Origin of the sequence: Pseudomonas sp. NFACC37-1 (genome assembly GCF_900101575.1) — a bacterium.
GTDB lineage: Bacteria > Pseudomonadota > Gammaproteobacteria > Pseudomonadales > Pseudomonadaceae > Aquipseudomonas > Aquipseudomonas fluorescens_AA.
Genome location: NZ_FMUZ01000028.1, coordinates 21338 through 48137, shown reverse-complemented (window position 1 = coordinate 48137; position 26800 = coordinate 21338). Strand labels below are relative to the sequence as shown.

At 61.9% G+C, this 26800-nt stretch carries 21 protein-coding genes; 12 read left to right on the top strand and 9 right to left on the bottom strand.

Annotated features, from left to right (window positions below; all coding sequences use genetic code 11):
* Positions 1 to 68: 68 nt before the first annotated feature.
* The 3 genes from BLP82_RS23255 to BLP82_RS23245 all read right to left on the bottom strand — a co-directional run bounded on the left by BLP82_RS23255 (position 69) and on the right by BLP82_RS23245 (position 7814).
* Positions 69 to 1451 (bottom strand): DUF3999 domain-containing protein, encoded by a 1383-nt coding sequence (locus BLP82_RS23255; RefSeq protein ID WP_092173407.1) that lies wholly within the window; start codon positions 1449 to 1451, stop codon positions 69 to 71.
* Positions 1448 to 5071: a DUF2339 domain-containing protein gene (locus BLP82_RS23250; RefSeq protein WP_092173404.1), complete on the bottom strand. Its 3624-nt coding sequence runs from the start codon at positions 5069 to 5071 to the stop codon at positions 1448 to 1450. The genes BLP82_RS23255 and BLP82_RS23250 overlap by 4 nt, the downstream gene beginning before the upstream one ends.
* Before the next feature lie 292 nt (positions 5072 to 5363).
* Positions 5364 to 7814, bottom strand: coding sequence for a glycogen/starch/alpha-glucan phosphorylase (locus tag BLP82_RS23245; protein ID WP_092173401.1), 2451 nt, complete (start codon positions 7812 to 7814; stop codon positions 5364 to 5366).
* A gap of 252 nt (positions 7815 to 8066) precedes the next feature.
* Here BLP82_RS23245 and BLP82_RS23240 point away from each other — a divergent pair, with 252 nt between their 5' ends.
* Positions 8067 to 8504: a YkgJ family cysteine cluster protein gene (locus BLP82_RS23240; protein ID WP_025211360.1), complete on the top strand. Its 438-nt coding sequence runs from the start codon at positions 8067 to 8069 to the stop codon at positions 8502 to 8504.
* A 226-nt stretch (positions 8505 to 8730) separates the two neighbouring features.
* On the opposite strand, the gene typA is transcribed toward BLP82_RS23240, so the two are convergent.
* Both typA and thiI read right to left on the bottom strand, forming a co-directional pair.
* Positions 8731 to 10551, bottom strand: coding sequence for a translational GTPase TypA (typA, locus tag BLP82_RS23235; protein ID WP_003186725.1), 1821 nt, complete (start codon positions 10549 to 10551; stop codon positions 8731 to 8733).
* 138 nt (positions 10552 to 10689) lie between these two features.
* The gene (thiI, locus tag BLP82_RS23230) at positions 10690 to 12144 is read right to left on the bottom strand and encodes a tRNA uracil 4-sulfurtransferase ThiI (RefSeq protein ID WP_092173398.1); all 1455 of its coding nucleotides are present in this window, start codon (positions 12142 to 12144) and stop codon (positions 10690 to 10692) included.
* A gap of 328 nt (positions 12145 to 12472) precedes the next feature.
* On the opposite strand from thiI, the gene glnA reads away from it, so the two are divergent.
* The 6 genes from glnA to ntrC all read left to right on the top strand — a co-directional run bounded on the left by glnA (position 12473) and on the right by ntrC (position 18668).
* A complete protein-coding gene (glnA, locus tag BLP82_RS23220; protein WP_003196860.1) occupies positions 12473 to 13879 on the top strand; it encodes a type I glutamate--ammonia ligase in 1407 nt (468 codons plus the stop codon).
* 120 nt (positions 13880 to 13999) lie between these two features.
* Positions 14000 to 14563 (top strand): chorismate mutase, encoded by a 564-nt coding sequence (locus tag BLP82_RS23215; protein ID WP_092173396.1) that lies wholly within the window; start codon positions 14000 to 14002, stop codon positions 14561 to 14563.
* Positions 14564 to 14751: 188 nt separating this feature from the next.
* Entirely contained in the window at positions 14752 to 15270 is a 519-nt protein-coding gene (locus tag BLP82_RS23210; RefSeq protein ID WP_092173394.1) for a DUF4124 domain-containing protein, read from the top strand.
* Positions 15267 to 15896 (top strand): DUF4124 domain-containing protein, encoded by a 630-nt coding sequence (locus tag BLP82_RS23205; RefSeq protein ID WP_092173392.1) that lies wholly within the window; start codon positions 15267 to 15269, stop codon positions 15894 to 15896. The genes BLP82_RS23210 and BLP82_RS23205 overlap by 4 nt, the downstream gene beginning before the upstream one ends.
* Positions 15897 to 16149: 253 nt before the next feature.
* The gene (gene glnL / locus BLP82_RS23200; RefSeq protein WP_014336111.1) at positions 16150 to 17235 is read left to right on the top strand and encodes a nitrogen regulation protein NR(II); all 1086 of its coding nucleotides are present in this window, start codon (positions 16150 to 16152) and stop codon (positions 17233 to 17235) included.
* Entirely contained in the window at positions 17232 to 18668 is a 1437-nt protein-coding gene (gene ntrC / locus BLP82_RS23195; RefSeq protein WP_060739603.1) for a nitrogen regulation protein NR(I), read from the top strand. Before glnL ends, ntrC begins: the two co-directional genes overlap by 4 nt.
* A gap of 569 nt (positions 18669 to 19237) precedes the next feature.
* Here the strand turns inward: ntrC and BLP82_RS23190 are convergent.
* Positions 19238 to 19678, bottom strand: a complete 441-nt coding sequence (locus BLP82_RS23190) for a hypothetical protein (protein ID WP_092173389.1) — start codon at positions 19676 to 19678, stop codon at positions 19238 to 19240.
* On the opposite strand from BLP82_RS23190, the gene trmL reads away from it, so the two are divergent.
* Complete coding sequence (trmL, locus tag BLP82_RS23185) at positions 19677 to 20132, top strand: tRNA (uridine(34)/cytosine(34)/5-carboxymethylaminomethyluridine(34)-2'-O)-methyltransferase TrmL (protein ID WP_092173386.1); 456 nt, start codon at positions 19677 to 19679, stop codon at positions 20130 to 20132. The genes BLP82_RS23190 and trmL overlap by 2 nt on opposite strands.
* A gap of 131 nt (positions 20133 to 20263) precedes the next feature.
* On the opposite strand, the gene secB is transcribed toward trmL, so the two are convergent.
* Genes secB through BLP82_RS23170 form a run of 3 tightly spaced genes read right to left on the bottom strand, consistent with a single transcriptional unit; the run spans position 20264 to position 21454 of the window.
* Positions 20264 to 20746: a protein-export chaperone SecB gene (gene secB / locus BLP82_RS23180; RefSeq protein ID WP_060739605.1), complete on the bottom strand. Its 483-nt coding sequence runs from the start codon at positions 20744 to 20746 to the stop codon at positions 20264 to 20266.
* Between the two features lie 38 nt (positions 20747 to 20784).
* Complete coding sequence (gene grxC, locus BLP82_RS23175; protein WP_092173383.1) at positions 20785 to 21039, bottom strand: glutaredoxin 3; 255 nt, start codon at positions 21037 to 21039, stop codon at positions 20785 to 20787.
* A 1-nt stretch (position 21040) separates the two neighbouring features.
* Positions 21041 to 21454, bottom strand: coding sequence for a rhodanese-like domain-containing protein (locus BLP82_RS23170; protein ID WP_060739607.1), 414 nt, complete (start codon positions 21452 to 21454; stop codon positions 21041 to 21043).
* A 152-nt stretch (positions 21455 to 21606) separates the two neighbouring features.
* Between BLP82_RS23170 and gpmI the strand changes: the two genes are divergently transcribed.
* The 4 genes from gpmI to BLP82_RS23150 all read left to right on the top strand — a co-directional run bounded on the left by gpmI (position 21607) and on the right by BLP82_RS23150 (position 26773).
* Positions 21607 to 23136, top strand: coding sequence for a 2,3-bisphosphoglycerate-independent phosphoglycerate mutase (gpmI, locus tag BLP82_RS23165; protein ID WP_072407455.1), 1530 nt, complete (start codon positions 21607 to 21609; stop codon positions 23134 to 23136).
* A gap of 214 nt (positions 23137 to 23350) precedes the next feature.
* Positions 23351 to 24643 carry a murein hydrolase activator EnvC family protein gene (locus BLP82_RS23160; RefSeq protein WP_092173380.1) on the top strand — a complete coding sequence of 431 codons (1293 nt, stop codon included), beginning with the start codon at positions 23351 to 23353 and terminating at the stop codon, positions 24641 to 24643.
* A gap of 32 nt (positions 24644 to 24675) precedes the next feature.
* A complete protein-coding gene (locus tag BLP82_RS23155; RefSeq protein WP_060739610.1) occupies positions 24676 to 25992 on the top strand; it encodes a S41 family peptidase in 1317 nt (438 codons plus the stop codon).
* 1 nt (position 25993) lies between these two features.
* Positions 25994 to 26773, top strand: a complete 780-nt coding sequence (locus BLP82_RS23150) for a divergent polysaccharide deacetylase family protein (RefSeq protein WP_092173377.1) — start codon at positions 25994 to 25996, stop codon at positions 26771 to 26773.
* Positions 26774 to 26800: the final 27 nt, after the last annotated feature.

The window sequence follows — 26800 nt, the reverse complement described above, 5'->3', positions numbered from 1 at the left end:
CAGTTGACCGGGTTGTTTCGACGAACGCAGTCTATTGTGGGAGCGAGCTTGCTCGCGATGAACACACCTCAGCTCTTGACCGGCGGCTTGCGAAGCAGGCTGAACGCCATCGCCGCGAGGAACAGCACGCTCAGCAGCAACACCGCCCACAAGCCGATTTTCTTCCAGTTGGTATCGACCGTCGCAGGCGCGGTGGCGGTTGCAGGGGTCGCAGTTGGCGTCGACGTGGCCGCGCCGTTCACCGTCGCCGTCCCCAGCGTCGCCAGGCGCGACGGCTTGTAATCAGGCACCAGCGTGCTCAATGGCAAGTTGGCCGCTTTGACTGTCGCGCTGCCCAGCGCCAGGCGGTAAGGCCCTTCGCCCCGCGCCAGGAACACCACCTGGGTCGGGCGCACGGCAAAGCGCAGGGCCGGGGCTTCGGTTCCCAGCCCGCCGCCACGTTCGTCCACGGTCAGTTTCAACTGCTGCACGGTCTGGCCGGACAGTTGCAATTGGTTTTGCAGCACATCCTGGCCGTTCTGGGTCAGGCGATAGAGCAAGCCACTGCCCAGTGGTTGCCACGGATGGCTGCTTTCACGGCGACCGGCCAGGGTCACCGGCGCCAGGCTGTTGGCCTGGCTCAGTTCGACCTGCACTTGCTCGATGTTCAGCCCCATGGGCAACTGCCAGGTGTATTCACCGGCCTTCGTCGTGCTGCCGGCCAACGGTTGCGACCAGACCAGCGGCAACGGCAGGCTTTCGCGGCTGGCGCTGTGCAGTTGGGCCGAGGTCAGCACCGGCGCGGAGGACGGCGAATCCCACAGCAACCGCAGATAGCGCGCCGGTTGCCCCGGCAGGTTCACTTCATGCTGCTCGACCCGCTCATCGGCAAAGGTCAAGCGCGCCACCTGGCCTTCACCCCAGGATTGCCAGTGCTGCAAGTCGTCACTGGCTTCGATGGTGAACCGCTGGAAGCCGTCGCGCTCGCTGGTCCAGTCGAGGATCAACTGCTGCAGCGGTGCCTTGATCGCGCTGGCATCCAACAACCAACCGCGCAGCTCCTCCTCCCCCGCTTCGAGCCGACTCGATGGCTGGACTTCCACCAGCGTGCCATTGGCGTTCGACTGCACACGTACGCTGGGCGCGCGCTCGTGGTCATCAGCGGCGTTGTACAGCGGGAACCACTTCACGTCGGTAAGGGTGCGGCTTTCCCGGCTCTGGGCCGACTCGCGCACCAAGGCGTAGGCCTGGGCCTGGCCGGCGGCGTTGAAGACGCGCAGGTCGCTCAGGTCGGTCTGCCGCGCCTGCAATTGCACGTCCAGTGGCAACGGCAGGCGATACCACGGCCCTTCGCCGCTCAGGGCCAACGGCACTTGATGGGCGAAATCCGCCGGTTGCTCCTGGGCCGTAGCTGACAACGCCACCCACAATCCAACCACGCCCAGCCCGATCCGATTCAACTTGCGACTCAAGATGACACTCCCTCACTGACAGGCATAGGCGGCTCATCCTGGGCGACCGTCTCCGGGCGCTTGGGCGGCAGCGGCGCGAAGTAGCCCACCACCAATAGCAATACACCCACGCCGATGAACGACACGATCCGCGCCAGACCGCCACGGTTACTCAATTCGACAAAGAACAGCTTGGCCACGACCACGGCGATCAACGCCGCACCGATCAGCCACACTTCACGGCGATGACGCAGATGCCCACCGATCATCAGGCCCAGGGCGATCAAGGTCCAGACAATGGACAACCCGGCCTGCACGAACATCGATTCGAGCAGCGCGTCCAACTCGTATGGCACCCCCATCCACTGGTGGGCCGTGCGCATCACCAGGGCGGTGAAGAACGCGAACAGCGACACACCGGCGATCAACTGGGCGATGTGCCCGATGCGATTCCAACGGTTCGTCGATTGCTCCACGGCGTTGCGAGCCCACACATAGATACCGAACAAGGCGAACAGCAGGCCCAGCTCCAAGGGGTTGAGCAACGGTACATAAGGCAGTGGCTCTGAGTTGCCATCACTGAAGGTGTTGGTCAGCCAGAACCAACCGAGCATCAACAGCGCCATGGGCGCCGCCGCATAGACACGATATTCCCGTGGTTGTGCCGAAACCGGCCATGGCAAGGTACGCGGCGTGGCCATCAGCACCAGATAAAGACCTGGCAGGATCGCCCAGGCCAGCCAGCGCCAAGCGTTGTACTGCTCGGACAGCAACAGCAGGCCATAACGCAACTCCAGCATCAATACCGCCATCAGCAACCAGCACCCGAGTACGTGGGCCGTACTGCGCGCCCGGGCCGGCAGCATCTGCGCCAGGCGCTTGAGCGAGAGGAAATGCACGGCAAATACCGCCAACCAGGCCAGCCAGCCGAAATTCGCGGCCGGGTGATAGTGGCTGTGCCCCGTCGCCACCAATACGCAGCCCGCCGCCGGGATCAACAGGGTGCACAGCAGCCCCAGCGCCGGCCACTTCAACCGCAGCGACAAAAGGCTCCACACCGCCACGCTGATGGCCGCGACCAACAACAGCAAGCTGCCTTGCAGGTTCGCCGGGGCAAAACGCAGCACTTCGCTGACCCACGCCAGCGCCCACCAACCCGCGCCCCAGATCAGCAACAGCTCGGACAGGCGCTGCAAGCTCAAGGCGTCCAGTTCCTGCGCCGCGTGCGCCCGTTGCAGGCGCCATGCGCCCACCAGCGCTGCCAGCCCCAGGACCAGCGGCGTCCAGAACCCGCTGTGGGCCAGGGGTCGCAGGTCCTCGGCATTGAGCGGCCCCAACAGTGCTGGCCCCGCCATCAGGAACGACGCGCCGCCGAGCAGTTGCAACAGCAGACCGAAGACAAAGCTCACGCGCTGTTTCAGGTACAGGCTCAGCCAGATGATCAACAGCCCGCTGGCCGCCCACACCCCGCTCGCGGTTTGCCAGGGCAGGACGAACAGCACCGCGAGATTGATCAGCACCAGCCCCGCCAGCAGCACCACCGACAAGCCGCGCAGCAACCGGACATCGTTGCGCACCATTTCGTCACGCGCCGCCAGCAACATGCCGCCGATCAATGCCAGACCGATCAGAGAAGCACTGAGCAAACCGCTCCAGCCCGCGCTGAACACCGCCGCCGAATCGCCCTCGGCGCCTTGCAGGCGCAACAGGAACAATGCGCCGCCGAGCAATTGCACCGCGAACGCGGTGAACAGGAAGCTGCGCGATTGCAGGCGCAGGCCGACAAACAGCGTCGCCAATCCGGCCAGGGCCCAGGCGATGGCCGTGCCGTGGGTGAAGAAGAACAACGGTGCCAGCAGATAGAGGAAACTCAAGCCCAGCACCGCCAGCACCGCCAGGCCTTGGCGCTCCCAAGCCGCCGTGTGTTCAGGGGCTGCCTTGCGCAGTTGGTAGAACGTGAACAGCAAAGCGCCGCCGAGCATCAGCGCCCCCAACGGTGAGCCGTCGAGCAGGCTGCTTTCGCCAGATCGCAATTCGCTGAGGAAGGCCAGCGCCGAACCCAATTGCAGCAGCAAAGCAAAGGCTCGTGCGAAAGGTCGTTGCTGACGCAGGCCCAGCCAGAAGATCCCCGCGCCCTCCACGGCCCAGGCCGCGGCGCTCCAACGGGCGTCGAGCCCCAACGGGATTGCCAGGCTGGAAAAAATCACCCCCAGGGCCAGGCAGGTTTCCGCCAACAGCAGGGCGCGGCCGCCCATCAATAGCCGCGCCAGGCCCATGTAGATCATGCCCAGGGCCAGGGCGCTGAAGGCGGCGGCAAACTCCAGGTGCTGCACCAACGCGAACTGCAAGCCGAAGCCCACCAGCGGCGGGGCGAACAGCATGCTGCCGTCCACGTAATCGCCCTTGCGCGCCGACCAGCGCAACAACGCGTCGCGGCTGCCGTCTTCGGGGGCATCGCTCATTTCCAGCAGCTTGCGGCGGGTGAACAGCAAACCAATCGCCAGGTAGATGAGGAAGAACAGGATCAGGAACGGCTCGGTGCTCCAGAGCAGTTCTGGCGTATAGGAACGCAGGCCCCAGGCAAAACCGATGCCGAAGGTGCCGACGAAACCGATCAGGTTGAGCAGGCGCCAGGCCTTGAACCAGGCTATCGCGAGGATGCCGGCATTGAGCAGGATGAAATAGCTGAACAGCGCGACGTGGTTGCCGCTGCCGGTGGAGGTCAGGATCGGCGCGGCAAACCCGCCCAGGGCCGCCGCCGCAGCCAGGCCCAGGGCATTCTGGGTAACCGCCAGGATCGCCGAGAACACCGTCACCGCCACCAGCAAGCCCAGGGCCGCCTTGGAATCGAGTAACGGATGCAGGCGCATGGCGGCGAACACCGTCAGGTACAACACGGCGATCCCGGTGCCCTGGAGCATCAGCGCATAACTGTTGTTGCGCTGGCGCAACCACCAGCCCAGGCCCAACAGGCCCAGCGCACTGGCCGCGACGCCGGCGTAACGCAACTCGATCGGCACCACCATGCCTTCGGTGGCATAGCGCAGCAGGAACGCCAGGCCGAGGAACAACAAGACCACGCCGACCCGTAGCACCGTATTGCCGCCGAACAGCCAGTTGCGCGCGCCGATGATGGCGCGGTCGAACAGATTCGGACCACGCGGGGCCGCCGGCTCCGCCATCACCGGTTCCAGGGGCAGAGGGGCAAAATCACGCTCGGCGCGTCGACTGGACGTCTCTGGTGCGGGTTTCCAAATGTCATCGGGCAACGGCTGGCTGGCCTGGGTGGCCATAGCGGGTGCGAGTTCGAGGTCTGGCGGCAATTCCCAGACGAGCTCCGGTTCGGTGCGCGTTGCGGGCTTCGCGGCCTGGGGCACGACAATCTCGGGCGCGGGGGCCGGATCGCTCGGCTCGGCCACCTTGCCGCGTTCGAGTACCGCCAGGCGGGCCTCCAACGTGAGCAAGCTCTGCTGGGCCTCTTGCAACAAGATCTGTTGCTTGGCCGCCTGGACACCCAGGCGCCCCAATCGAAACGCCTGGGCAATGCCAAGCCCCACCAACGCGCCTATCAGCGCATCGGCGAACGACTCGTCCACCACCCAGCCGAGTGCCAAGCCCAACAACGTCAAGATCCATTGCATGGTTGATATCCCTAAGCGGCCCGTTGCGGGCATGACCGGGGTGATGCGATGCCTGGATCAGTCTAGTGCCCCCCCCCCAAACCCTGTGGGAGCGGGCTTGCTCGCGATAGCGGCATGACAGACACCTTAAGGTTGACTGATACACCGCTATCGCGAGCAAGCTCGCTCCCACATTGGAATGTTGGCGCTGCCAATTGCTGAGTCCGGCCACACCGCCCGGCGAAACTGGCGCTTAGTATATCGACGAAGCCCAACCGCCGTTGGGCTTCGCTCACATTTCTTGCAGCAAATGCTACTCCAGGGCTTTCCAGATATCGGTGGCGTATTCACGGATGGTCCGGTCCGAAGAGAACCAGCCCATGCGCGCGGTGTTGAGCACCGCCGAACGCCACCATTGCTTGGAGTCATGCCAACGCTCTTCGACCTTGGCCTGGGCGTTCCAGTACGAGTCGAAGTCGGCACAGACCAGGAAGCGGTCGTAGTCCACCAGCGAGTCGACAAGCCCGGCGTAGCGCATCGGATCATCCGGCGAGAATACCCCGCCCCGTATCGCCTGCAATACATCGTTCAGGCGATGGGAGGCGGCGATGTCCGGCGCAGCGCTGAACTCACCGTTTTGCTTGCGCGCTTCCACTTGTTCAGCCGTCAGGCCGAAAATGAACATGTGCTCGCCACCGACGCGCTCATGCATCTCCACGTTGGCGCCGTCCATGGTACCGATGGTCAGCGCGCCATTGAGGCCGAACTTCATGTTGCTGGTGCCCGACGCCTCGAAGCCGGCCGTGGAAATCTGCTCCGACAGGTCCGCCGCCGGGATGATGCTTTCGGCCAGGCTGACGTTGTAGTTGGGCAGGAACACCACTTTGAGCAAACCACGCACGGTCGGGTCGTTGTTCACCACTCGGGCGATGTCGTTGGTCAGCTTGATGATCAGCTTGGCCTGGTGGTAACTGGCGGCGGCCTTGCCGGCGAAGATCTTCACCCGCGGCACCCAATCCACTTCCGGCTCGGCACGAATCGCCTGGTACAGCGCCACGGTGTGCATCAGGTTGAGCAACTGGCGCTTGTATTCGTGGATCCGCTTGACCTGCACGTCGAACATCGCCGCCGGGTTCACGGCGATGCCCAGTCGCTCATGGATCAGGTAGGCCAGGGCTTTCTTGCTGTGCAGGCGCTGCTCGGCGAACTGCTTGCGAAACGCCGGCTTGTCGGCAAACGGTTCCAGTTCGATCAGGCGCTCCTCGGGGTTGTCGAGCACGCTCGGGCCGAGGGCGTCGACCATCATCGAGGTCAATTCGGCGTTGGCCTGGAACAACCAGCGGCGGAAGGTGATGCCGTTGGTCTTGTTGTTGATCCGATCCGGATAGAGCTTGTGCAGCTCGGAGAACACCGTGCTGCGCATCAGTTGGGTGTGCAACCCGGATACGCCGTTGACGCTGTGGGAACCAAGGAACGCCAGGTTACCCATGCGCACCCGGCGGCCGTTGTCCTCTTCGATCAGCGAAACCGAGCGCAGCACATCGAAATCGTGCACGCCTTTGGCCCGCAGCGAATCGATGTGCTGGGCGTTGATCAGGTAGATGATCTGCATGTGCCGGGGCAACATGCGCTCCATCAGCCCCACCGGCCAGGTCTCCAGGGCTTCGGGCAGCAGTGTGTGGTTGGTGTAGGACAGCGTGTCCTGGGTGATCTGCCAGGCCGCATCCCAGGCCACGTCATAGACATCCACCAGTTGCCGCATCAGCTCGGCCACGGCGATGGACGGGTGCGTGTCGTTGAGCTGGATCGCAGCGTGATCGCCCAGGGTCAGCACCGAGGTGTGCATGTTGCGATGGCGGCGCAGCAAGTCCTGCAACGAAGCGGCGACAAAGAAATACTCCTGGCGCAGGCGCAGTTCCTGGCCGGCTTCGGTGCTGTCGGCCGGATAGAGCACGCGGGAAATACTTTCGGCCCGGGCCACTTCCGCCACCGCGCCCAAGTGGTCACCAGCATTGAAGCGTTCCAGATGCAGGTCTTCCATGGCCCGGGCGCGCCACAACCGCAGGGTGTTGACGCTGGCACCGCGCCAACCCACCACCGGCGTGTCGTAGGCGATGGCCCGCACGGTTTCAGCCGGGGACCAGACTTGTCGGGTCTTGCCGGCGTCATCGGTCACGGTCTCGACGCTGCCGCCAAAGCCGATCGGGTAGACCACCTCTGGCCGCTCGAACTCCCAGGGGTTGCCGAAGTCCAGCCAATGCTCGGTCTGCTCCTGCTGCCAGCCGTCGACGATCGCCTGGCGGAACAAGCCGTGCTCATAACGAATGCCGTAGCCATGGCCGGCGATGCCCAGTGTGGACATGCTTTCCATGAAGCACGCCGCCAAGCGACCAAGGCCACCGTTGCCCAGCGCCGCATCGGGTTCGAGCAGGCGGATGCGCTCCAGGTCCACGCCCAGCTCGGTCAGGGCCTCGCGCGCAGTGTCCAGCAGGCCGAGGTTGCTCAGGCTGTCGTAGAGCAAGCGGCCGATGAGGAATTCCAGGGAGAGGTAATAGACGCGCTTCTGGCCCTTGCGGTAGATCTGCCGCGTGTGGTCCATCCAGTGTTCGACCATGTGGTCGCGGGCGGCCAGGGCAATGGCTTCGAACCAATCGTGATCAAACGCATGATCCGGGTCCTTGCCGACGGCGTAAGTGAGCTTGGTCAACACAGCGTCGCGAAATGCAGCGACTTCAGCTTCGCGAACAAGTGGTTCTTGAGTCATTGATGAGACCTCGAACGAGCATGGAATTGTCTGAGCCTAGTCGGTCTGACAGACGGCACAGGCTCTGGTTCGGTGGTTTTTCCCTGTGACGGAGAATCGTCGTCAGAGAATTGCCGGATAAGCGAATGAATGCAGGGGCCGTGCCGGTCCGGGAGCGGTTTGTCCCGAATGAAAAAAAACCGGCAGATGGTCGTTCAAAATTTCACCAGTCCCGGTATGATCGCGCGCCCTGATGCATGCTGGTAAACCGTGATGATGAAGCCCAACCTGATCGCCGCCGCGGAGATCGACCGACTCGATACCTGGGCCAAGTACTCCGCCCCGATGTGCGGTTCCTGCGTGTCGAGCTGCTGCACACTGCCAGTGGAAGCCAAGATCAAGGACCTGATCCGCATCGGCATCGTCGATGAGTTCGAACTGGGCGACCCGCCGAAGAACATTGCCAAGCGCCTGCAAAAGGAAGGGATCGTCGAGCGCTACAACCAGAAGTCGGAAATCTTCACGCTCCAGCGCATGAGCAACAACGATTGCCTTTATCTGGACCGCAAGAGCCGGTTGTGCACCATTTACGAGAAGCGCCCGGACACCTGCCGCAACCATCCGCGGATTGGGCCACGGCCGGGGTACTGTGCCTACAAGCCCAAGGAAGTGGAGCGCGAGCGCAATCCGCGGACGCTGGACAAATTCTGATCGGCTGCGGGTTCAGCGGTGCCTGAGCCGACGCCATCGCGAGCAAGCTCGCTCCCACAGGGGATTCCTGTCGGACACAACATCCGTACCCGCTGCAAATCCACTGTGTGGAGCGAGCTTGCTCGCGATGGGGCCCTGACAAGCACCGCACAAATCCCAGGCATAAAAAAACGCCCCTGATCTCACAATCAGGGGCGTTTTTTTCAGCCGCTAACTAAGTCGAAACTCAGTTGCCGCTTTTCTTGGCAGCGCGGGTACGCTCGCTTTCGCCAAGGATTTTCTTACGCAGGCGAATCGACTTCGGCGTCACTTCGCACAGTTCGTCTTCCTGTACGAACTCCAGCGCTTGCTCCAGGGTGAACTTGACCGGCGGAACCAGGGCGATGGTTTCGTCCTTGCCCGAAGCACGCATGTTGTCGAGCTTCTTGCCTTTGGTCGGGTTCACGCCCAGGTCGTTGTCGCGGCTGTTCAGACCGACGATTTGACCTTCGTAGATATCCTGGCCGTGCTCGACGAACAGCTTGCCGCGCGCTTGCAGGGTTTCCAGCGAGTAGGTCAGGGCCTTGCCGGTCGCAACCGATACCAGCACGCCGTTCTGACGGCCGGACATGTCGCCGGACTTCATCACGTCGTAACGATCGAAGATCGAGGTCAGGATGCCGCCACCGGAGGTCAGGGTCAGGAACTCGTTACGGAAACCGATCAGGCCACGGGCCGGGATGTTGTACTCAAGGCGCACACGGCCCTTGCCATCCGGAACCATGTTGGTCAGGTCGCCTTTACGCAGGCCCATTTGCTCCATGATCGCGCCCTGGGATTCTTCCGGCAGGTCGATGGTCACGTTTTCGTACGGTTCGTGCTTGACGCCGTCAACCATGCGGATGATCACTTCAGGACGACCCACGCCCATTTCGAAGCCTTCGCGACGCATGGTTTCGATCAGTACCGAGAGGTGCAGCTCACCACGGCCGGACACTTTGAACTTGTCGGCCGAGTCGCCTTCTTCAACGCGCAGGGCAACGTTGTAGAGCAGCTCTTTGTCCAGGCGTTCCTTGATGTTACGGCTGGTCACGAACTTGCCTTCTTTACCGCAGAATGGCGAGTCGTTGACCTGGAAGGTCATGGAAACGGTTGGCTCGTCGACGGTCAACGGCTTCATCGCTTCGACGTTCAGTGGGTCGCACAGGGTGTCGGAGATGAACAGTTGCTCGAAGCCGCTGATGCAGACGATGTCGCCGGCCGCTGCTTCTTCAACGTCGATGCGGTGCAGGCCGTGGTGACCCATCAGCTTGAGGATACGACCGTTGCGCTTCTTGCCGTCGGCGTCGATGGCAACCACCGGGGTGTTCGGCTTGATGCGACCACGGGCGATACGACCAACGCCGATCACACCCAGGAAGCTGTTGTAGTCCAGTGCCGAGATCTGCATCTGGAACGGACCGTCACGGTCGACTTTCGGCGCCGGTACGTCGTCGACGATCGACTGGTACAGCGGGGTCATGTCTTCAGCCATGGCGGTGTGGTCCAGACCGGCAATGCCGTTCAGGGCCGAGGCGTAGACGACTTTGAAGTCCAGCTGTTCTTCGGTGGCACCCAGGTTGTCGAACAGGTCGAAGATCTGGTCCAGAACCCAGTCCGGACGCGCGCCTGGACGGTCGACCTTGTTGATGACCACGATCGGACGCAGGCCGGCTTCGAAGGCCTTCTTGGTCACGAAACGGGTTTGCGGCATAGGGCCGTCTTGAGCGTCAACCAGCAGCAGCACGGAGTCGACCATCGACATCACGCGCTCTACTTCACCACCGAAGTCGGCGTGGCCCGGGGTGTCCACGATGTTGATGTGGTAGCCGTTCCAGTTGATGGCGGTGTTTTTCGCCAGGATGGTAATACCGCGCTCTTTTTCCTGGTCGTTGGAGTCCATCACGCGCTCGTCGTTGAGCTCGTTGCGCTCCAGGGTGCCGGATTGACGCAAGAGTTTGTCTACCAGGGTGGTCTTACCATGGTCAACGTGAGCAATGATGGCGATGTTGCGTAGATTTTCGATCACTTGTGTATCTCGATCAGAGGATTCGGTGTGCTGACAGGTCGTGGCAGCGATTTACGTTGAGTCCGACAAAGCCGTTACAGCCTGTCGGCGGCGTCGGGGGGCCGGTGACGCAGGCCACAGGCAAACAGCCCCGGGCACTTAGCTCGGTCGATAAACGCGCACATTGGCATGCCCCTCACTGAGCAAATGGTGGGCATGCAGGCGACTCATCACGCCTTTGTCGCAATACAGCAGGTACTGGCGAGTAGGGTCCAGTTCCTTGAAACGCGCGTTCACGGCATAGAACGGCATCGTTTTTACCTCGATGCCGGCGACACTCAGCGGGTCGTCTTCAGCGTCATCCGGGTGGCGGATGTCGATGATGATCTGACCGGCCAGCGCTTCGCCGACTTCTTCAATCTTGATGTCCTGGCCCAATTCGTCGATGACGCGATCGATCGGCACCAGCCTGGCGTTTTCGAGCGCTCGCTCGAGCACCGCCATGTCGAATTCTTTCTCTTCGTGCTCCACCCGCCCGCGCTTGGCCGCCGTCTTCGGATTGACCGAGATGACGCCACAGTATTCCGGCATGTGCCGGGCAAACTCGGCGGTGCCGATTTCGTTGGCCTGGTCGATGATGTCCTGCTTGTGGCTGGCGATCAGTGGACGCAAGACCAGCTTCTCGGTCACGCAGTCGATCACCGACAGGTTCGGCAACGTCTGGCTCGACACCTGGGAGATCGCCTCGCCGGTCACCAGCGCATCGATTTGCAGGCGGTCGGCAATTCGTGAAGCGGCGCGCAACATCATACGCTTCAAAATGACGCCCATATGACTGTTATCGACTTTGCCGAGAATCTCGCCCAGGACTTCCTCGAACGGCACACTCACAAATAACACGCGTTGGGAGCTGCCGTACTTCTTCCAGATGAAGTGCGCCACCTCCATCACGCCCAGTTCATGGGCACGCCCACCGAGGTTGAAGAAGCAGAAATGGCTCATCAACCCGCGACGCATGATCTGGTAGGCGGCCACCGTGGAGTCGAAGCCACCGGACATCAGCACCAGGGTCTGCTCCAGCGAACCCAGCGGATAACCGCCGATGCTGTTGTGCTGGCTGTGGATCACGAACAGCCGCTGGTCGCGAATTTCGATGCGCACTTCGATTTCCGGGTCTTTCAACGAAATACCGGCCGCGCCACATTGCCGGCGCAACTGGCTGCCGACGAACTTCTCCACATCCATCGAACTGAACGGGTGCTTGCCGGCGCGCTTGCAACGCACCGAAAAGATCTTGCCGGCCAGTGCATCACCATAATGAAGCATGCACTTGGCGAGGATGTCGTCGAAATCCCCCAGCGGGTATTCATCGACTTGCAAAAAATGCGCGATGCCCGGCATGCAGCTCAGGCGCTCGGTCATTTCCTTCAGCAGCTTGGGTTCGCTGACACGGGTTTCCAGTTCGAGGTTGTCCCACACGCCATTCACCACCACGGCCGGATCCAGGTCTCGGAGCACGGCACGGATGTTCTTGGCCAACTGGCGGATGAAACGCATCCGTACCGGGCGGCTCTTGATGGTGATCTCGGGGAAGACTTTTACGATTAGTTTCATGAAAACAGCGCGCGAACGGCCAGCCGAAAAAGGGGGGCGCGGATTATAGCGGAAATTGCTCAAGGTTTAACCAGTTAATGTGCAGATGGTTTTGCGCGCACCAAAACAGGTCATTATCGATTGACGGCGCCACATTGCAGTGCGTTATTGTCTGACAATCTTTGATTTACGCCTTTAAAAGCGTGGATTTGGTGCAAAAAACCCATGCTGGGGCACTGGCATGCAATTTGCTCCCTTGTGAGGCAGGTTGCCTTGGCAGAGTATTCGCGCCGGCATCACCCATATCTAAGGGCACTCCACTACCCGCCCGAAGCCACCCGGAGGACATATGTCGAAGTCGGTTCAACTCATCAAAGATCATGACGTCAAGTGGATTGATCTGCGCTTCACTGACACCAAAGGTACTCAACATCACGTGACCATGCCGGCCCGTGATGCGCTGGACGACGAATTCTTTGAAATCGGGAAAATGTTCGACGGCTCCTCCATCTCTGGCTGGAAAGGCATCGAAGCCTCCGACATGATCCTGATGCCGGACGACGAAACCGCCGTCCTGGACCCGTTCACCGAAGAGCCGACCCTGATCCTGGTCTGCGACATCATCGAACCTTCGACCATGCAAGGCTATGACCGCGACCCACGCGCCATCGCCCACCGCGCCGAGGAATACCTGAAGTCCACCGGCATCGGCGACACCGCTTTCTTCGGCCCTGAGCCTGAGTTCTTCATCTTCGACTCGGTCAAGTTCAAGTCCGATATCTCCGGTTCCATGTTCAAGATCTTCTCCGAACAAGGTTCGTGGATGTCCGACCAGGACGTGGAAGGCGGCAACAAAGGCCACCGTCCAGGCATCAAAGGCGGCTACTTCCCGGTTCCACCGTTCGACCACGACCACGAAATCCGTACCTCCATGTGCAACGCACTGGAAGAGATGGGCCAGACCGTCGAAGTTCACCACCACGAAGTGGCGACTGCCGGCCAGAACGAAATCGGCGTGAAATTCAACACGCTGGTCAAGAAGGCTGACGAAGTCCAGACCCTGAAGTACTGCGTACACAACGTTGCTGACGCTTACGGCCGCACCGCGACCTTCATGCCGAAGCCCCTGTACGGCGACAACGGTTCGGGCATGCACGTTCACATGTCGATCTCCAAGGACGGCAAGAACACCTTCGCAGGCGAAGGCTATGCTGGTCTGTCGGACACTGCCCTGTACTTCATCGGCGGTATCATCAAGCACGGTAAGGCCCTGAACGGCTTCACCAACCCGTCGACCAACTCCTACAAGCGTCTGGTACCAGGCTTCGAAGCCCCGGTCATGCTGGCCTACTCGGCTCGCAACCGTTCCGCCTCGATCCGTATTCCTTACGTGAACAGCCCTAAAGCCCGCCGTATCGAAGCACGCTTCCCGGATCCGGCTGCCAACCCGTACCTGGCCTTCGCTGCACTGATGATGGCCGGTCTGGACGGTATCCAGAACAAGATCCACCCTGGCGATGCCGCGGACAAAAACCTGTATGACCTGCCGCCTGAAGAGGCCAAGGAAATCCCACAGGTATGTGGCAGCCTGAAAGAAGCCCTGGAAGAGCTGGACAAGGGCCGTGCGTTCCTGACCAAAGGCGGCGTATTCAGCGATGACTTCATCGACGCTTACATCGCGCTGAAAAGCGAAGAAGAAATCAAGGTTCGCACCTTCGTACACCCACTGGAATATGAGCTGTACTACAGCTGCTGATCCGGTAGCGCCGCCACGTACGGCGTGAAATAAAGAAAGGCCTCCTTCGGGAGGCCTTTTTTATGGGCGCCGGTTACGTGCATGATGCCCCGTCGCTCCCCCTAGAAGACGAGACTGCCCATGACTTTGCGCTTCAAGCTCTGCCTTGCCCTGTCTGCCGCGCTGCTGGCCTCCACCGCCGGAGCCGCCTCGACTCCCGCCCCAGAAGCCCTGACCCCGTTGCTTAACGCCATTGGCGAACGCCTGGCCATCGCCGATCAAGTGGCGCTGAGTAAATGGGACAGTGGCAAACCCGTAGAGGACCGACAGCGCGAGCGTGAAGTCATTGCCGCCGCCGTCGCCCAGGCACCGGCCTACAAGCTGAGCAGCGAAACCGTGGAAGCGTTTTTTGCCGCCCAGATAGAAGCCAACAAAATGGTGCAGTACATCAACTTGTCCGACTGGGCCCTGGACGGCAAGGCCCCGGACCTCCCGCGCCCGGATCTGGTGGGGCAGATCCGCCCGCAGCTCGACCGCCTGCAAAAGCGCCTGCTGCAACAACTGGCCGACTTCGCCCCCTACCGCACCGATCCGCAATGCCCGCAATGGCTGGCCCGTGCCACCCACCACGACAAGCAGCACCCGGTGCACCGGCTCGCCCTGATCCGAGCAACCGCAGAGCTGTGTATCTCCACAAAAGCCTAAGACAACACCCCTCCCCCTGTGGGAGCGGGCTTGCTCGCGAAGACGGCGTGTCAGCCAATATTTATGCCGGCTGACACACCGCTTTCGCGAGCAAGCCCGCTCCCACAGGCGTTGCGTGCAACAACTTGGGCCAATGCCCCTCCCTGACCTATGCTGCAACTCAACACTTTCAGTTTTCGGTCGATTTTATGGGGCGCGGTTTTTCAATCATCCTGTTGTCGCTGCTGGCACTGCCCGCCGCCGCGCAGATCTACAAGTACATCGACGCCGAGGGCAATACCGCCTACAGCAACCAGCCGCCCCAAGGCGTCCCGGCCCAGACGGTGGAATTGCCGCCGCTCAACAGCATCGAACGCCAGTCTCCGGCCAGCCCGGGCACACCGACGCCTCCCGCCAACAGCGAAAAGCCGCGCGACGCCTACGAAATCCTGGAACTGACCGACATCCCCACCGACGAGGCCCTGCGCGCCAACAACGGCACCTTCACCGTTGGCGTACACGCTCAACCGCGCCTGCGCAGCCCGCATCTGTTCCGTTTGCTGCTGGACGGCCAGCCCTACGGCCAAGCGAGCAACGTGCCGCGCCTGCAATTGGTGAACATCGATCGGGGCGAGCACAGCCTGGCGGTTCAAGTCATCGACGGCGACAACCTCGTGCAGCAAAGCGAAACCGTCACCTTCACCGTGCAACGGGTGCACCAGCCATGATCCGCTGGCTGCTCGCGCTGGGCCTGGCACTGGCACTGGCGGCGATGCCCGGCGTGGCGCAGGTCTACACCTACATCGATGCCCAGGGCAATCGGGTGTTCACCGATCAGCCGCGCCCCGGCAACGCAAAGAAAGTCCAACTGCCACCCGGCAACCGGATGCCGGCGCCGCCCACGGGTACAACCTCGGCGCCCACGACCGAAGCCCGGCCCGAACCGTTGTTCCATTACGAAATGCTCAGGCTGTTGATTCCCGAGCCGGACGCGACGATACGCAGCACCGCAGGCGAATTGATCGTCAGTGTCACCAGCGAACCGGGCCTGAAAAAAGGCCATCGCTACCGCCTGTTGCTCGACGGCAAACCAACGGGCGCGCCGGGGCCGAGCCCGGTATTCGCCTTGAGCGACATCGATCGAGGCACCCATCACCTGGCGGTCGAAATCCTCGACGAGCAGGACCGTATCGTCGAACGCACCGCCAATCAGCCCTTCCACATGCAGCGCATGTCCCTGGCGCAGAAGCGCCGCATCAGACCCTGCGCCATCGCCGATTACGGCCAACGCCCCGAGTGCCCCCTCGCCGAAAAACCTGAAGAAGAAAAAAGCAGCATCTTGCCGTTTTTTTAACACCGCCCAGGCTCTCGCACTATATTGGTGCAATAGCTTGCACGCTACTCAGTCCAAAAACCCATTTTGGTTCGAAAGTACCCGTAAAAGCTGGCAGAACGCCACGCAAGCGACCGAAAAACACCCTTTTGAGGCTCTAAACGCTTCTTTTCGGAGCCTTGGTTTGGTTTTTGCATTTTCCTTGTGACAGCGCATTAATCGCGCGCGCAATTTGGGACCGTTCCCGAGTTGCTACGCTCCAAAAGAGGTCCTGATGACCATTAGCGACGCACTACACCGCTTGCTGCTCGACAACCTCACCACCGCGACCATCCTGCTCGACGCCGAACTGCGCCTCGAGTACATGAACCCGGCGGCGGAGATGCTCCTGGCCGTCAGCGGCCAGCGCAGCCACGGGCAGTTCATCAGCGAGTTGTTCACCGAATCCACCGAAGCGCTCAATTCCCTGCGCCAAGCGGTGGAGCAGGCGCACCCGTTCACCAAGCGCGAGGCGATGCTCACCGCCCTGACCGGCCAGACCCTGACCGTGGATTACGCGGTCACGCCGATCCTGAACAACGGCGCGACCCTGTTGCTGCTGGAGGTCCATCCCCGTGATCGGCTGCTGCGCATCACCAAGGAAGAGGCCCAGCTATCCAAGCAGGAAACCAGCAAGATGCTGGTACGCGGCCTGGCCCACGAGATCAAGAACCCTCTCGGCGGAATACGTGGCGCGGCACAGTTGCTTGCCCGGGAACTGCCGGAAGAAAGCCTCAAGGACTACACCAACGTCATCATCGAGGAAGCCGACCGCCTGCGGAACCTGGTGGACCGCATGCTCGGCTCGAACAAACTGCCGTCCCTGGCGATGTGCAACGTCCATGAAGTGCTGGAGCGCGTCAGCAGCCTGGTGGAAGCGGAAAGCCAGGGTTGCATCACTTTGGTGCGCGACTATGACCCGAGCATTCCCGACGTCCTGATCGACCGCGAGCAGATGATCCAGGCGGTACTGAACATCGTGCGCAACGCGATGCAGGCCATCAGCAGCCAGAATGAACTGCGCCTGGGTCGCATCAGCCTGCGCACCCGTGCCATGCGCCAGTTCACCATCGGCCACGTGCGCCATCGCCTGGTGACCAAGATCGAAATCATCGACAACGGTCCGGGCATCCCTGCCGAACTGCAGGAAACCATCTTTTTTCCCATGGTCAGCGGCCGTCCGGACGGTACCGGGCTGGGCCTGGCCATTACCCAGAACATCATCAGTCAGCATCAGGGCTTGATCGAATGTGAGAGCCACCCCGGCCACACCACTTTCTCGATCTTCCTGCCACTGGAACAAGGAGCCACATCGACATGAGCCGTAGTGAAACCGTGTGGATCGTCGATGACGACCGTTCTATCCGTTGGGTCCTGGAAAAAGCCTTGCAACAGGAAGGCATGACCACCCAGAGCTTCGACAGCGCCGACGGGGTGATGAGTCGCCTGGCGCGTCAGCAACCGGACGTCATCATCTCCGACATCCGCATGCCCGGGGCCAGCGGCCTGGACCTGTTGGCGCGGATTCGCGAGCAGCATCCGCGGCTGCCGGTGATCATCATGACCGCCCATTCCGACCTGGACAGCGCCGTGGCGTCCTATCAGGGCGGCGCTTTTGAATACCTGCCCAAGCCATTTGACGTCGACGAAGCCGTATCGCTGGTCAAGCGCGCCAACCAGCACGCCCAGGAACAACAAGGCATGGAAGAGGTGCCGGCCCTGGCCCGCACCCCGGAAATCATCGGCGAAGCGCCGGCGATGCAGGAAGTGTTTCGCGCCATCGGGCGCTTGAGCCACTCCAACATCACTGTGCTGATCAACGGCGAGTCGGGCACCGGCAAGGAACTGGTGGCCCACGCCCTGCACCGCCACAGCCCACGGGCGGCGTCGCCGTTCATCGCGCTGAACATGGCGGCGATTCCCAAGGACTTGATGGAGTCCGAGCTGTTCGGCCACGAAAAAGGCGCCTTCACCGGCGCGGCCAACCTGCGGCGCGGGCGCTTCGAGCAAGCCGACGGCGGCACGTTGTTCCTCGATGAAATCGGCGACATGCCGGCCGACACCCAGACCCGCTTGCTGCGCGTGCTGGCCGATGGCGAGTTCTATCGGGTCGGCGGCCATACACCGGTCAAGGTGGACGTGCGCATCATCGCCGCGACCCACCAGAACCTGGAAACCCTGGTTCACGCCGGCAAATTCCGTGAGGACTTGTTCCACCGCCTGAACGTCATCCGTATTCATATTCCGCGCCTGGCGGATCGTCGCGAAGACATCCCGACCCTGGCCCGGCACTTCCTCAGCCGCGCGGCGCAGGAACTGGCGGTCGAGCCCAAGCTGCTCAAGAGCGAAACCGAGGAATACCTCAAGAACCTGCCGTGGCCAGGCAACGTGCGCCAGTTGGAGAACACCTGCCGCTGGATCACAGTGATGGCTTCGGGTCGCGAAGTGCACATCAGCGACCTGCCGCCGGAACTGCTGAGCCTGCCCCAGGATTCGGCCCCCGTGACCAACTGGGAGCAAGCCCTGCGCCAGTGGGCCGACCAGGCCCTGGCCCGCGGTCAGTCGAGCCTGTTGGACAGCGCGGTACCGGCCTTCGAGCGGATCATGATCGAAACCGCCCTCAAGCACACCGCCGGTCGCCGCCGCGACGCTGCTGTCCTGCTGGGCTGGGGCCGCAATACCTTGACCCGCAAGATCAAGGAATTGGGGATGAAGGTCGATGGTGGGGATGATGATGACGGGGATGAGGGCTGAAAGGCCTTAGTTCTTCGCTGAACACATGGCTTGGTCTTGGCGCGTAACTGTGGGAGCGGGCTTGCTCGCAAAGGCGGTGTATCAGTTGACTTTGATGTGAACTGACACGCCGCCTTCGCGAGCAAGCCCGCTCCCACAATAAAACTGCGTCGACCGCAATAGGGGCACCCTGGCCGGAACCCGGTACATGTGCACCGCGCCAATGCACCGTGAACCGCAAGTGCGCACATCTGGCGAACCTGAACCCCTCGATCCAACCCGAAAATCCAGCCTGTATAAAGCAAAAGCCCCGGAATACGGGGCTTTTGCGTCACAGAAAGCGTTTTTGTGACAAATAATTTAAAACTGGCACGCCCCCTGCAATAGCTAGATCACTACCCAGTTTCGGGGACCTTGGTACAGGCAGGCCGGGGAATCCCCATTTTATACCGGGCTCAGCGAGCCCACTGTTTTGGGGGCCTTGATACAGGCAGGTCAAGGTTTCCCTTCTTTACACCCAGGGCCATGCGCTTAGCGCGAGCCCTCCCGTTTTGGGGTCCTTGGTACAGGCAGGCCGGGGATTCCCTCTTTTATTGCTCCTGGAGACGGACCTCCAGCCGCCAGCGATCATCCACCTCGCTGCCGGTCCACGCCCCGCGCAATGGACGCGCCGCCACCAGCGTCAGCAACAACCCCTCGTCACTCAAACGCACCCGCCAGTTCACGTCCTTGCCGTTGAGCTTGAGCTGGCCCTTCTGCGGCTGGCCTTCTGCTTGGAACAGCAGCGCCACTGAGCCGTCGACAATTTCGCCATGGAGCTTGGGTTCATTGTTGAACCAGGCCACCAGCGTTCCATCTGTCACCTCAATCTGTTGCAACGCGCTCGGCTCGGGCGTGGTCAGGCGCCCGATCATCAGCCCGACCATCATGCCGAAGATCGCCAAAGAGCCCATCACCCGAGGCATTAGCTTCGAACGTCGGTCGGTTTGCGGCGTAGAATGCCGCTCATCTTTATCTGCGGAGCCGTGCATGTTTCACGTCATCCTTTTTCAACCGGAAATTCCGCCGAATACCGGCAACGTCATCAGGCTGTGCGCCAACAGCGGCTGCCACCTGCATTTGATCGAACCGCTGGGCTTCGACATGGACGACAAGCGCCTGCGCCGCGCCGGCCTTGACTACCACGAGTATGCCACCTTGCAGCGTCACGCCGACCTCGCCAGTTGTCTGGAAAGCCTCGGGCATCCGCGCCTGTTCGCCTTTACCACCAAGGGTTCGCGGCCGTTCCATGACGCCAGCTTCGTCGCCGGCGATGCATTCCTGTTCGGCCCGGAAAGCCGTGGCCTGCCGGCCGACGTACTGGACGCCCTGCCCGCCGAACAGCGGCTGCGCCTGCCAATGCGCGAAGGCTGCCGCAGCCTGAACCTGTCCAATACCGTGGCGGTGGCGGTTTATGAGGCGTGGCGGCAGAACGGCTTTCAATAACACCTCATAACAAATGTGGGAGCGGGCTTGCTCGCGAAAGCGGTGTGTCAGGCGACATCGATGTCAACTGGCACTCCCTATTCGCGAGCAAGCCCGCTCCCACATTGGACTTGCGTCAACGCCAGACCGGATTACTGAACGGTCGCGCCGCCTTCTTGCTGCATGCGCTGCAGTTCTTGCGCATACAGGGCATCGAAGTTCACCGGTGCCAGCATCAGGGCCGGGAACGAGCCGCGGGTCACCAGGCTGTCCAGAGTTTCCCGGGCGTAAGGGAACAGGATGTTCGGGCAGAACGCGCCCAGGGTGTGGCTCATCGAAGGGGCATCCAGGTTCTTGATCAGGAAGATACCGGCCTGCTGCACTTCGGCGATGAACGCCACTTCGTCACCGTTCTTGACGGTGACCGACAGGGTCAGCACCACTTCGTGGAAGTCATCTTCCAGGGCTTTCTGACGGGTGTTCAGGTCCAGGCCTACGCTCGGCTCCCACTGCTGGCGAAAGATCGCCGGGCTTTTCGGGGCTTCGAAGGACAGGTCACGTACATAAATGCGCTGCAAGGAGAATTGCGGTGCGGCTTCTTCTTCGCTGGCAGCTGTGTTCTGTTGGTCAGTCATCGCAGATCCTTCTTACTTTCAGGTTCTTTAGTGGGAATTCAGGCCTTGAGCAGCGCGTCGAGCTTGCCGGCGCGCTCCAGGGCGAACAGATCATCGCAACCGCCCACGTGGGTGCTGCCGATCCAGATCTGCGGCACGGACGTACGCCCGGCCTTCTGGGTCATTTCGGCGCGCAGTTGCGGCTTGCCGTCGACCTTGATCTCTTCGAAGGCCACGCCTTTGTTCTGGAGCAGGAACTTGGCTCTGGAGCAATAGGGGCAGTAATCGCTGGAATAGACAACAACGTGGGACATTTCACTTCACCAGGGGCAGGTTGTCGGCTTTCCAGCTGGCAACGCCGCCGGACAGCTTGGCGGCGGTAAAACCGGACTTCATCAACTCGCGGGCGTGGGTGCCGGCGTGCTGGCCTTGGGCGTCCACCAGGATCAGTGTCTTGGCCTTGTGTTTTTCCAGCTCGCCGATCCGCGCCATCAGTTTGTCCTGAGGAATGTTCACCGCCCCGACAATGTGACCGGCGGCGTAATCCTTGCTCGGGCGGATGTCCACCACCAGGCCGGCATCCTTGTTGACCAGTGCGGTCAGCTCCCCAGTGCTCAGGCTGCGACCGCCGCCCTGCATCGTGTGGGCGACCAGCAGCGCCAGCAGCACGACGAAGATACCGACGAGAATGTAGTGGTTAGTGGCAAATTGAATCAGGTGAGCAACCATCGAAGGAGGTTCCAGGGCGTTAAAATGTCGGCCAGTATACACAGCACGCAAGGCCGGCCAAACCCCGCCCGGCGGTGACGCCGCCGGAACTTACCTTTAAACTGCCCGTCCCTTTTCCATCGTCTTCTTTTAACCCGCCACGAGTGGATTCCATGACTACCACGCCTAAACCTTTGGTCCTGATGATTCTCGACGGCTTCGGTCACAGTGACAGCCACGAATCCAACGCCGTGTATTCGGCCAACAAGCCTGTGCTGGACCGCCTGTGGGCCACCGTGCCCAACGGCCTGATCTCCGGCAGCGGCATGGACGTCGGCCTGCCGGACGGGCAGATGGGCAACTCCGAAGTCGGCCACATGAACCTCGGCGCAGGCCGCGTGGTGTACCAGGACTTCACCCGCGTGACCAAATCGATCCGCGACGGCGAGTTCTTCGAAAACCCGACCATCTGCGCCGCCGTGGATAAAGCCGTGGCCGCCGGCAAGGCCGTGCACTTCATGGGCCTGCTGTCCGACGGTGGCGTGCACAGCCACCAGGACCACCTGATCGCCATGGCCGAGCTGGCTGCCAAGCGCGGCGCCGAGAAGATCTACCTGCACGCGTTCCTCGATGGCCGCGACACCCCGCCGAAAAGCGCCACGTCGTCGATCGAGCTGCTGGACGCAACGTTCCAGGCCCTCGGCAAGGGGCGCATCGCCAGCCTCGTCGGCCGCTACTTCGCCATGGACCGTGACAACCGCTGGGATCGCGTGGCCCAGGCCTACAACCTGATCGTCGACGGCAGCGCCGAATTCAACGCCGCCACCGCCCAGGAAGGCCTGCAAGCCGCCTACGAACGCGGCGAAAGCGATGAATTCGTCAAGGCCACCACCATTGGCGAGCCGGTGAAAGTCGAAGACGGCGACGCGGTGGTGTTCATGAACTTCCGTGCCGACCGCGCCCGCGAACTGACCCGCGTATTCGTCGAAGACGATTTCAAGGAGTTCGAGCGCGCCCGTCAGCCAAAGCTGGCCGGTTTCGTCATGCTGACCCAATACGCCGCCAGCATTCCCGCGCCTTCGGCCTTTGCCGCCGGCAGCCTGGAAAACGTGCTGGGGGACTACCTGGCGAAAAACGGCAAGACCCAACTGCGCATCGCGGAGACCGAAAAGTACGCCCACGTGACGTTCTTTTTCTCCGGCGGCCGTGAAGAGCCTTTCCCGGGCGAAGAACGCATCCTGATCCCATCGCCGAAAGTCGCCACCTACGACCTGCAACCGGAGATGAGCGCACCGGAAGTGACCGACCGCATTGTCGACGCCATTGAAAACCAGCGTTACGACGTGATCGTGGTCAACTACGCCAACGGCGACATGGTCGGCCACAGCGGTGTGTTCGAGGCGGCGGTCAAGGCCGTGGAATGCCTGGACACCTGCGTCGGCCGCATCGTCGAAGCCCTGGAAAAGGTCGGCGGCGAAGCATTGATCACGGCCGACCACGGCAACGTCGAGCAGATGTCCGACGAATCCACCGGCCAGGCCCACACCGCCCACACCACCGAGCCGGTGCCGTTCATCTATGTCGGCAAGCGGGATTTCAAGGTCCGTGAGGGTGGCGTGCTGGCTGACGTGGCGCCAACCATGCTGATGTTGCTGGGCATGGAAAAGCCGGCGGAAATGACCGGGACTTCGATCCTGGTCTGACGAAACACATCCCTTGTGGGAGCGGGCTTGCTCGCGAATGCGGTAGACCAGACACATAAATGTCGACTGGCAGCCCCCATTCGCGAGCAAGCCCGCTCCCACATTGGTCGGCAGTGTTTTCGGGCCAGTTATCACACAGCCCCAAATGGGCGTTTTTTTTGCAGCGTGGGGCGGGCATACTAGGCCGTCCCTTTCCCTGGTGTCGCCCGCCTCTATGCTTCGCGTCCTGATAGCCCTCGCTCTGACCTGCTTGCTCCAACCGGCCTTTGCCGACGAGCGCGCGCAAACCCAACAGCAGTTGGAAGCCACGCGCCAGGACATTGCCGAGCTGAAAAAACTGCTGGGCAAGTTGCAGGAAGAGAAATCCAGCGTGCAGAAAGACCTGCGCGGCACCGAAACCGAGATGGGCAAGCTGGAAAAGCAGGTCGACGCCCTGCAGAAAGAACTGAAGAAAAGCGAATCCGAGCTGCAGCGGCTCGATGGAGAGAAAAAAAAACTCCAGAGCGCGCGCACTGAACAGCAAAAGCTGATCGCCATCCAGGCCCGGGCCGCCTACCAGAACGGCCGCCAGGAATACCTCAAGCTGCTACTCAACCAGCAGAACCCCGAGAAATTCGCCCGGACCCTCACCTATTACGATTACCTGAGCCAGGCCCGCCTGGAACAACTCAAGAGCTTCAATGAAACCTTGCGCCAACTGGCCAATGTCGAAAAAGACATCGAGCTGCAGCAGGCCCAGTTGCTGGTGCAGAAAAGCAGCCTCGACACCCAGCGCGAAGAACTCGAAAAGGTTCGCAAGGAACGCCAGGTGGCCCTGGCCAAGCTCAATGACGATGTAAAGGCCCGCGACAGCAAGCTCAAGGCCCGCGAGCAGGACCAGGCCGAACTGGCCAATGTGTTGAAAACCATCGAAGAAACCCTGGCCCGCCAGGCCCGAGAGGCGGAAGAAGCGCGCCAGAAAGCGCTGATCGCCCAGCAGGAAGCCGAAAAAAAGCGTTTGCGTGAAGCCCAGGCCGACGCAGACGCCGGCGATGCACCGCGCAAACCGGCAAAATCCAGCCCCGGCGCACTGGTTTCCAGCGACGGCGAAACCTTTGGCGGCGCTTTTGCTTCAGCCCGAGGCAAACTTCCATGGCCGGTCAATGGTCGATTGCTTGCGCGCTTCGGTGAAACCCGCGGCGACGACACCCGCACCAAGTGGGACGGGGTGATGATCAGCGCCTCGGCCGGCAGCCAGGTACATGCCGTGCATGGTGGGCGCGTGGTATTCGCCGACTGGTTGCGCGGCGCCGGCCTGCTGGTGATCCTCGATCACGGCAATGGTTATTTGAGTCTGTACGGCCACAACCAGACGCTGCTCAAGGCGGCGGGCGATGTGGTCAAGGCCGGTGAGTCCATCTCCACGGTCGGTAACAGTGGCGGGCAGGACACGCCAGCACTGTATTTCGCTATTCGTCAGCAGGGTCGCCCCAGTGACCCGGCCCAATGGTGTCGTGCGCAAGGATAAGCGCGCCCATCCTATTAAGGAGTTCGTTCGACATGCTGCATTTGTCCCGCCTTACCTCGCTGGCCCTGACGATCGCCCTCGTGATCGGTGCGCCTTTGGCTTTTGCCGCCGAACCGGCCCCGTCGGCCCCCGCCGCCACGGCCGCAACCACCAAGGCGCCGCTGCCGCTGGACGAACTGCGCACCTTTGCCGAGGTCATGGACCGGATCAAGGCCGCCTACGTGGAACCGGTGGATGACAAGATGCTGCTGGAGAACGCCATCAAGGGCATGCTCAGCAACCTTGACCCGCACTCGGCATACCTGGGCCCGGAAGATTTCGCCGAGCTGCAGGAAAGCACCAGCGGCGAGTTTGGCGGCCTGGGCATCGAGGTCGGCAGCGAAGACGGCTTCGTCAAGGTGGTCTCGCCAATCGACGATACGCCTGCCTCCAAGGCCGGCATCCAGGCCGGTGACTTCATCGTCAAGATCAACGGCCAGCCAACGCGCGGCCAGAGCATGACCGAAGCCGTGGACAAGATGCGCGGCAAGATCGGCCAGAAGATCACCCTGACCCTGGTACGCGACGGTGGTACACCGTTCGACGTGACCCTGACCCGTGCGGTCATCCAGGTCAAGAGCGTGAAGAGCCAGTTGCTGGAGTCGGGCTACGGCTACATCCGCATCACCCAGTTCCAGGTCAAGACCGGCGAAGAAGTCGCCAAGGCCCTGGCCAAGATGCGCAAGGACAACGGCAAGAAACTCAACGGCCTGGTCCTGGACCTGCGCAACAACCCCGGTGGCGTACTGCAATCAGCCGTGGAAGTGGTGGATCACTTCATCACCAAGGGCCTGATCGTCTACACCAAGGGCCGCATCGCCAATTCCGAGTTGCGCTTCTCGGCCACCGGCAATGACCTGAGCGAAGCCGTGCCATTGGTGGTGCTGATCAACGGTGGCAGCGCTTCGGCCTCGGAAATCGTCGCCGGCGCCCTGCAGGACCAGAAGCGCGGCGTGGTCATGGGCACCACCAGTTTCGGCAAGGGTTCGGTACAGACCGTGTTGCCCCTGAACAACGACCGCGCCCTGAAGATCACCACCGCGCTGTACTTCACGCCCAACGGCCGTTCCATCCAGGCCCAGGGCATTGTCCCGGACATCGAAGTGCGCAAGGCCAAGATCACCAACGAGCAGGACAGCGAGTACTTCAAGGAAGCCGACCTGCAAGGTCACCTGGGCAATGGCAACGGCGGCGCCGACAAACCGACCGGTTCCGGCGCCAAGGCCAAGCCGATGCCCCAGGATGACGACTATCAGTTGGCCCAGGCCTTGAGCTTGCTCAAAGGGTTGAACATCACGTCCGGCCGCTGAGATGGGCCTGCGTTTCACCTTCGTCCTGCTGTGCCTGCTGGCGGGGGCCGTTACCGCGGCGCCCGCCACGCCCTCTTCGCCGCACAAGGCGTACCTGAGCCTGATCATCGACGACCTGGGGCAAAACCTGCCCCGGGACCGTCGGGTACTCGCCCTTCCCGGGCCGGTCGCCGCCGCGATCATGCCTGACACCCCCCACGCCGCCGAATTCGCCCGCGAAGCCCATCGCGCCGGCAAGCTGGTCATGCTGCATATGCCCATGGACCCGGCCACCGGGCCGTTCGCCTGGCATCCGGACCTGTCCATCGAAGAACTGGGCAAGCGCCTCGACGCCGCGTTCGCCGCCGTGCCCTACACCAGCGGGATCAACAACCACATGGGCAGCCGCATGACCGCCCAGTCCGAGGCCATGGCGTGGCTGATGGCGAACTTGCAGCAGCGCCACAAGTTTTTCGTCGACAGCCGCACCAGCGCCCAGACCGTCGCCGCCGCCGAAGCACAAAAGATCGGCCTCGCCAGTGTGTCGCGGGATGTGTTCCTGGACGACGAGCGCACCGAAACCGCCATCGCCCAGCAGCTGCAAACCGCTATCGACCTGGCTCGCCGGCAAGGCTCGGCCGTGATGATCGGCCATCCCTATCCGCAGACCCTGGCGGTACTCGAACGCGAGCTACCCAAGCTCAAGGCCCAGGGCATCGAATGGATCGATATCAAGTCGATGATCAGCCTGCGCAGCAATCGGGCGATGGCCGGGCATGGGAAGGATGGGGTTTATCGGTAGCGGCGACCGCGTCGCCACCATCGCGAG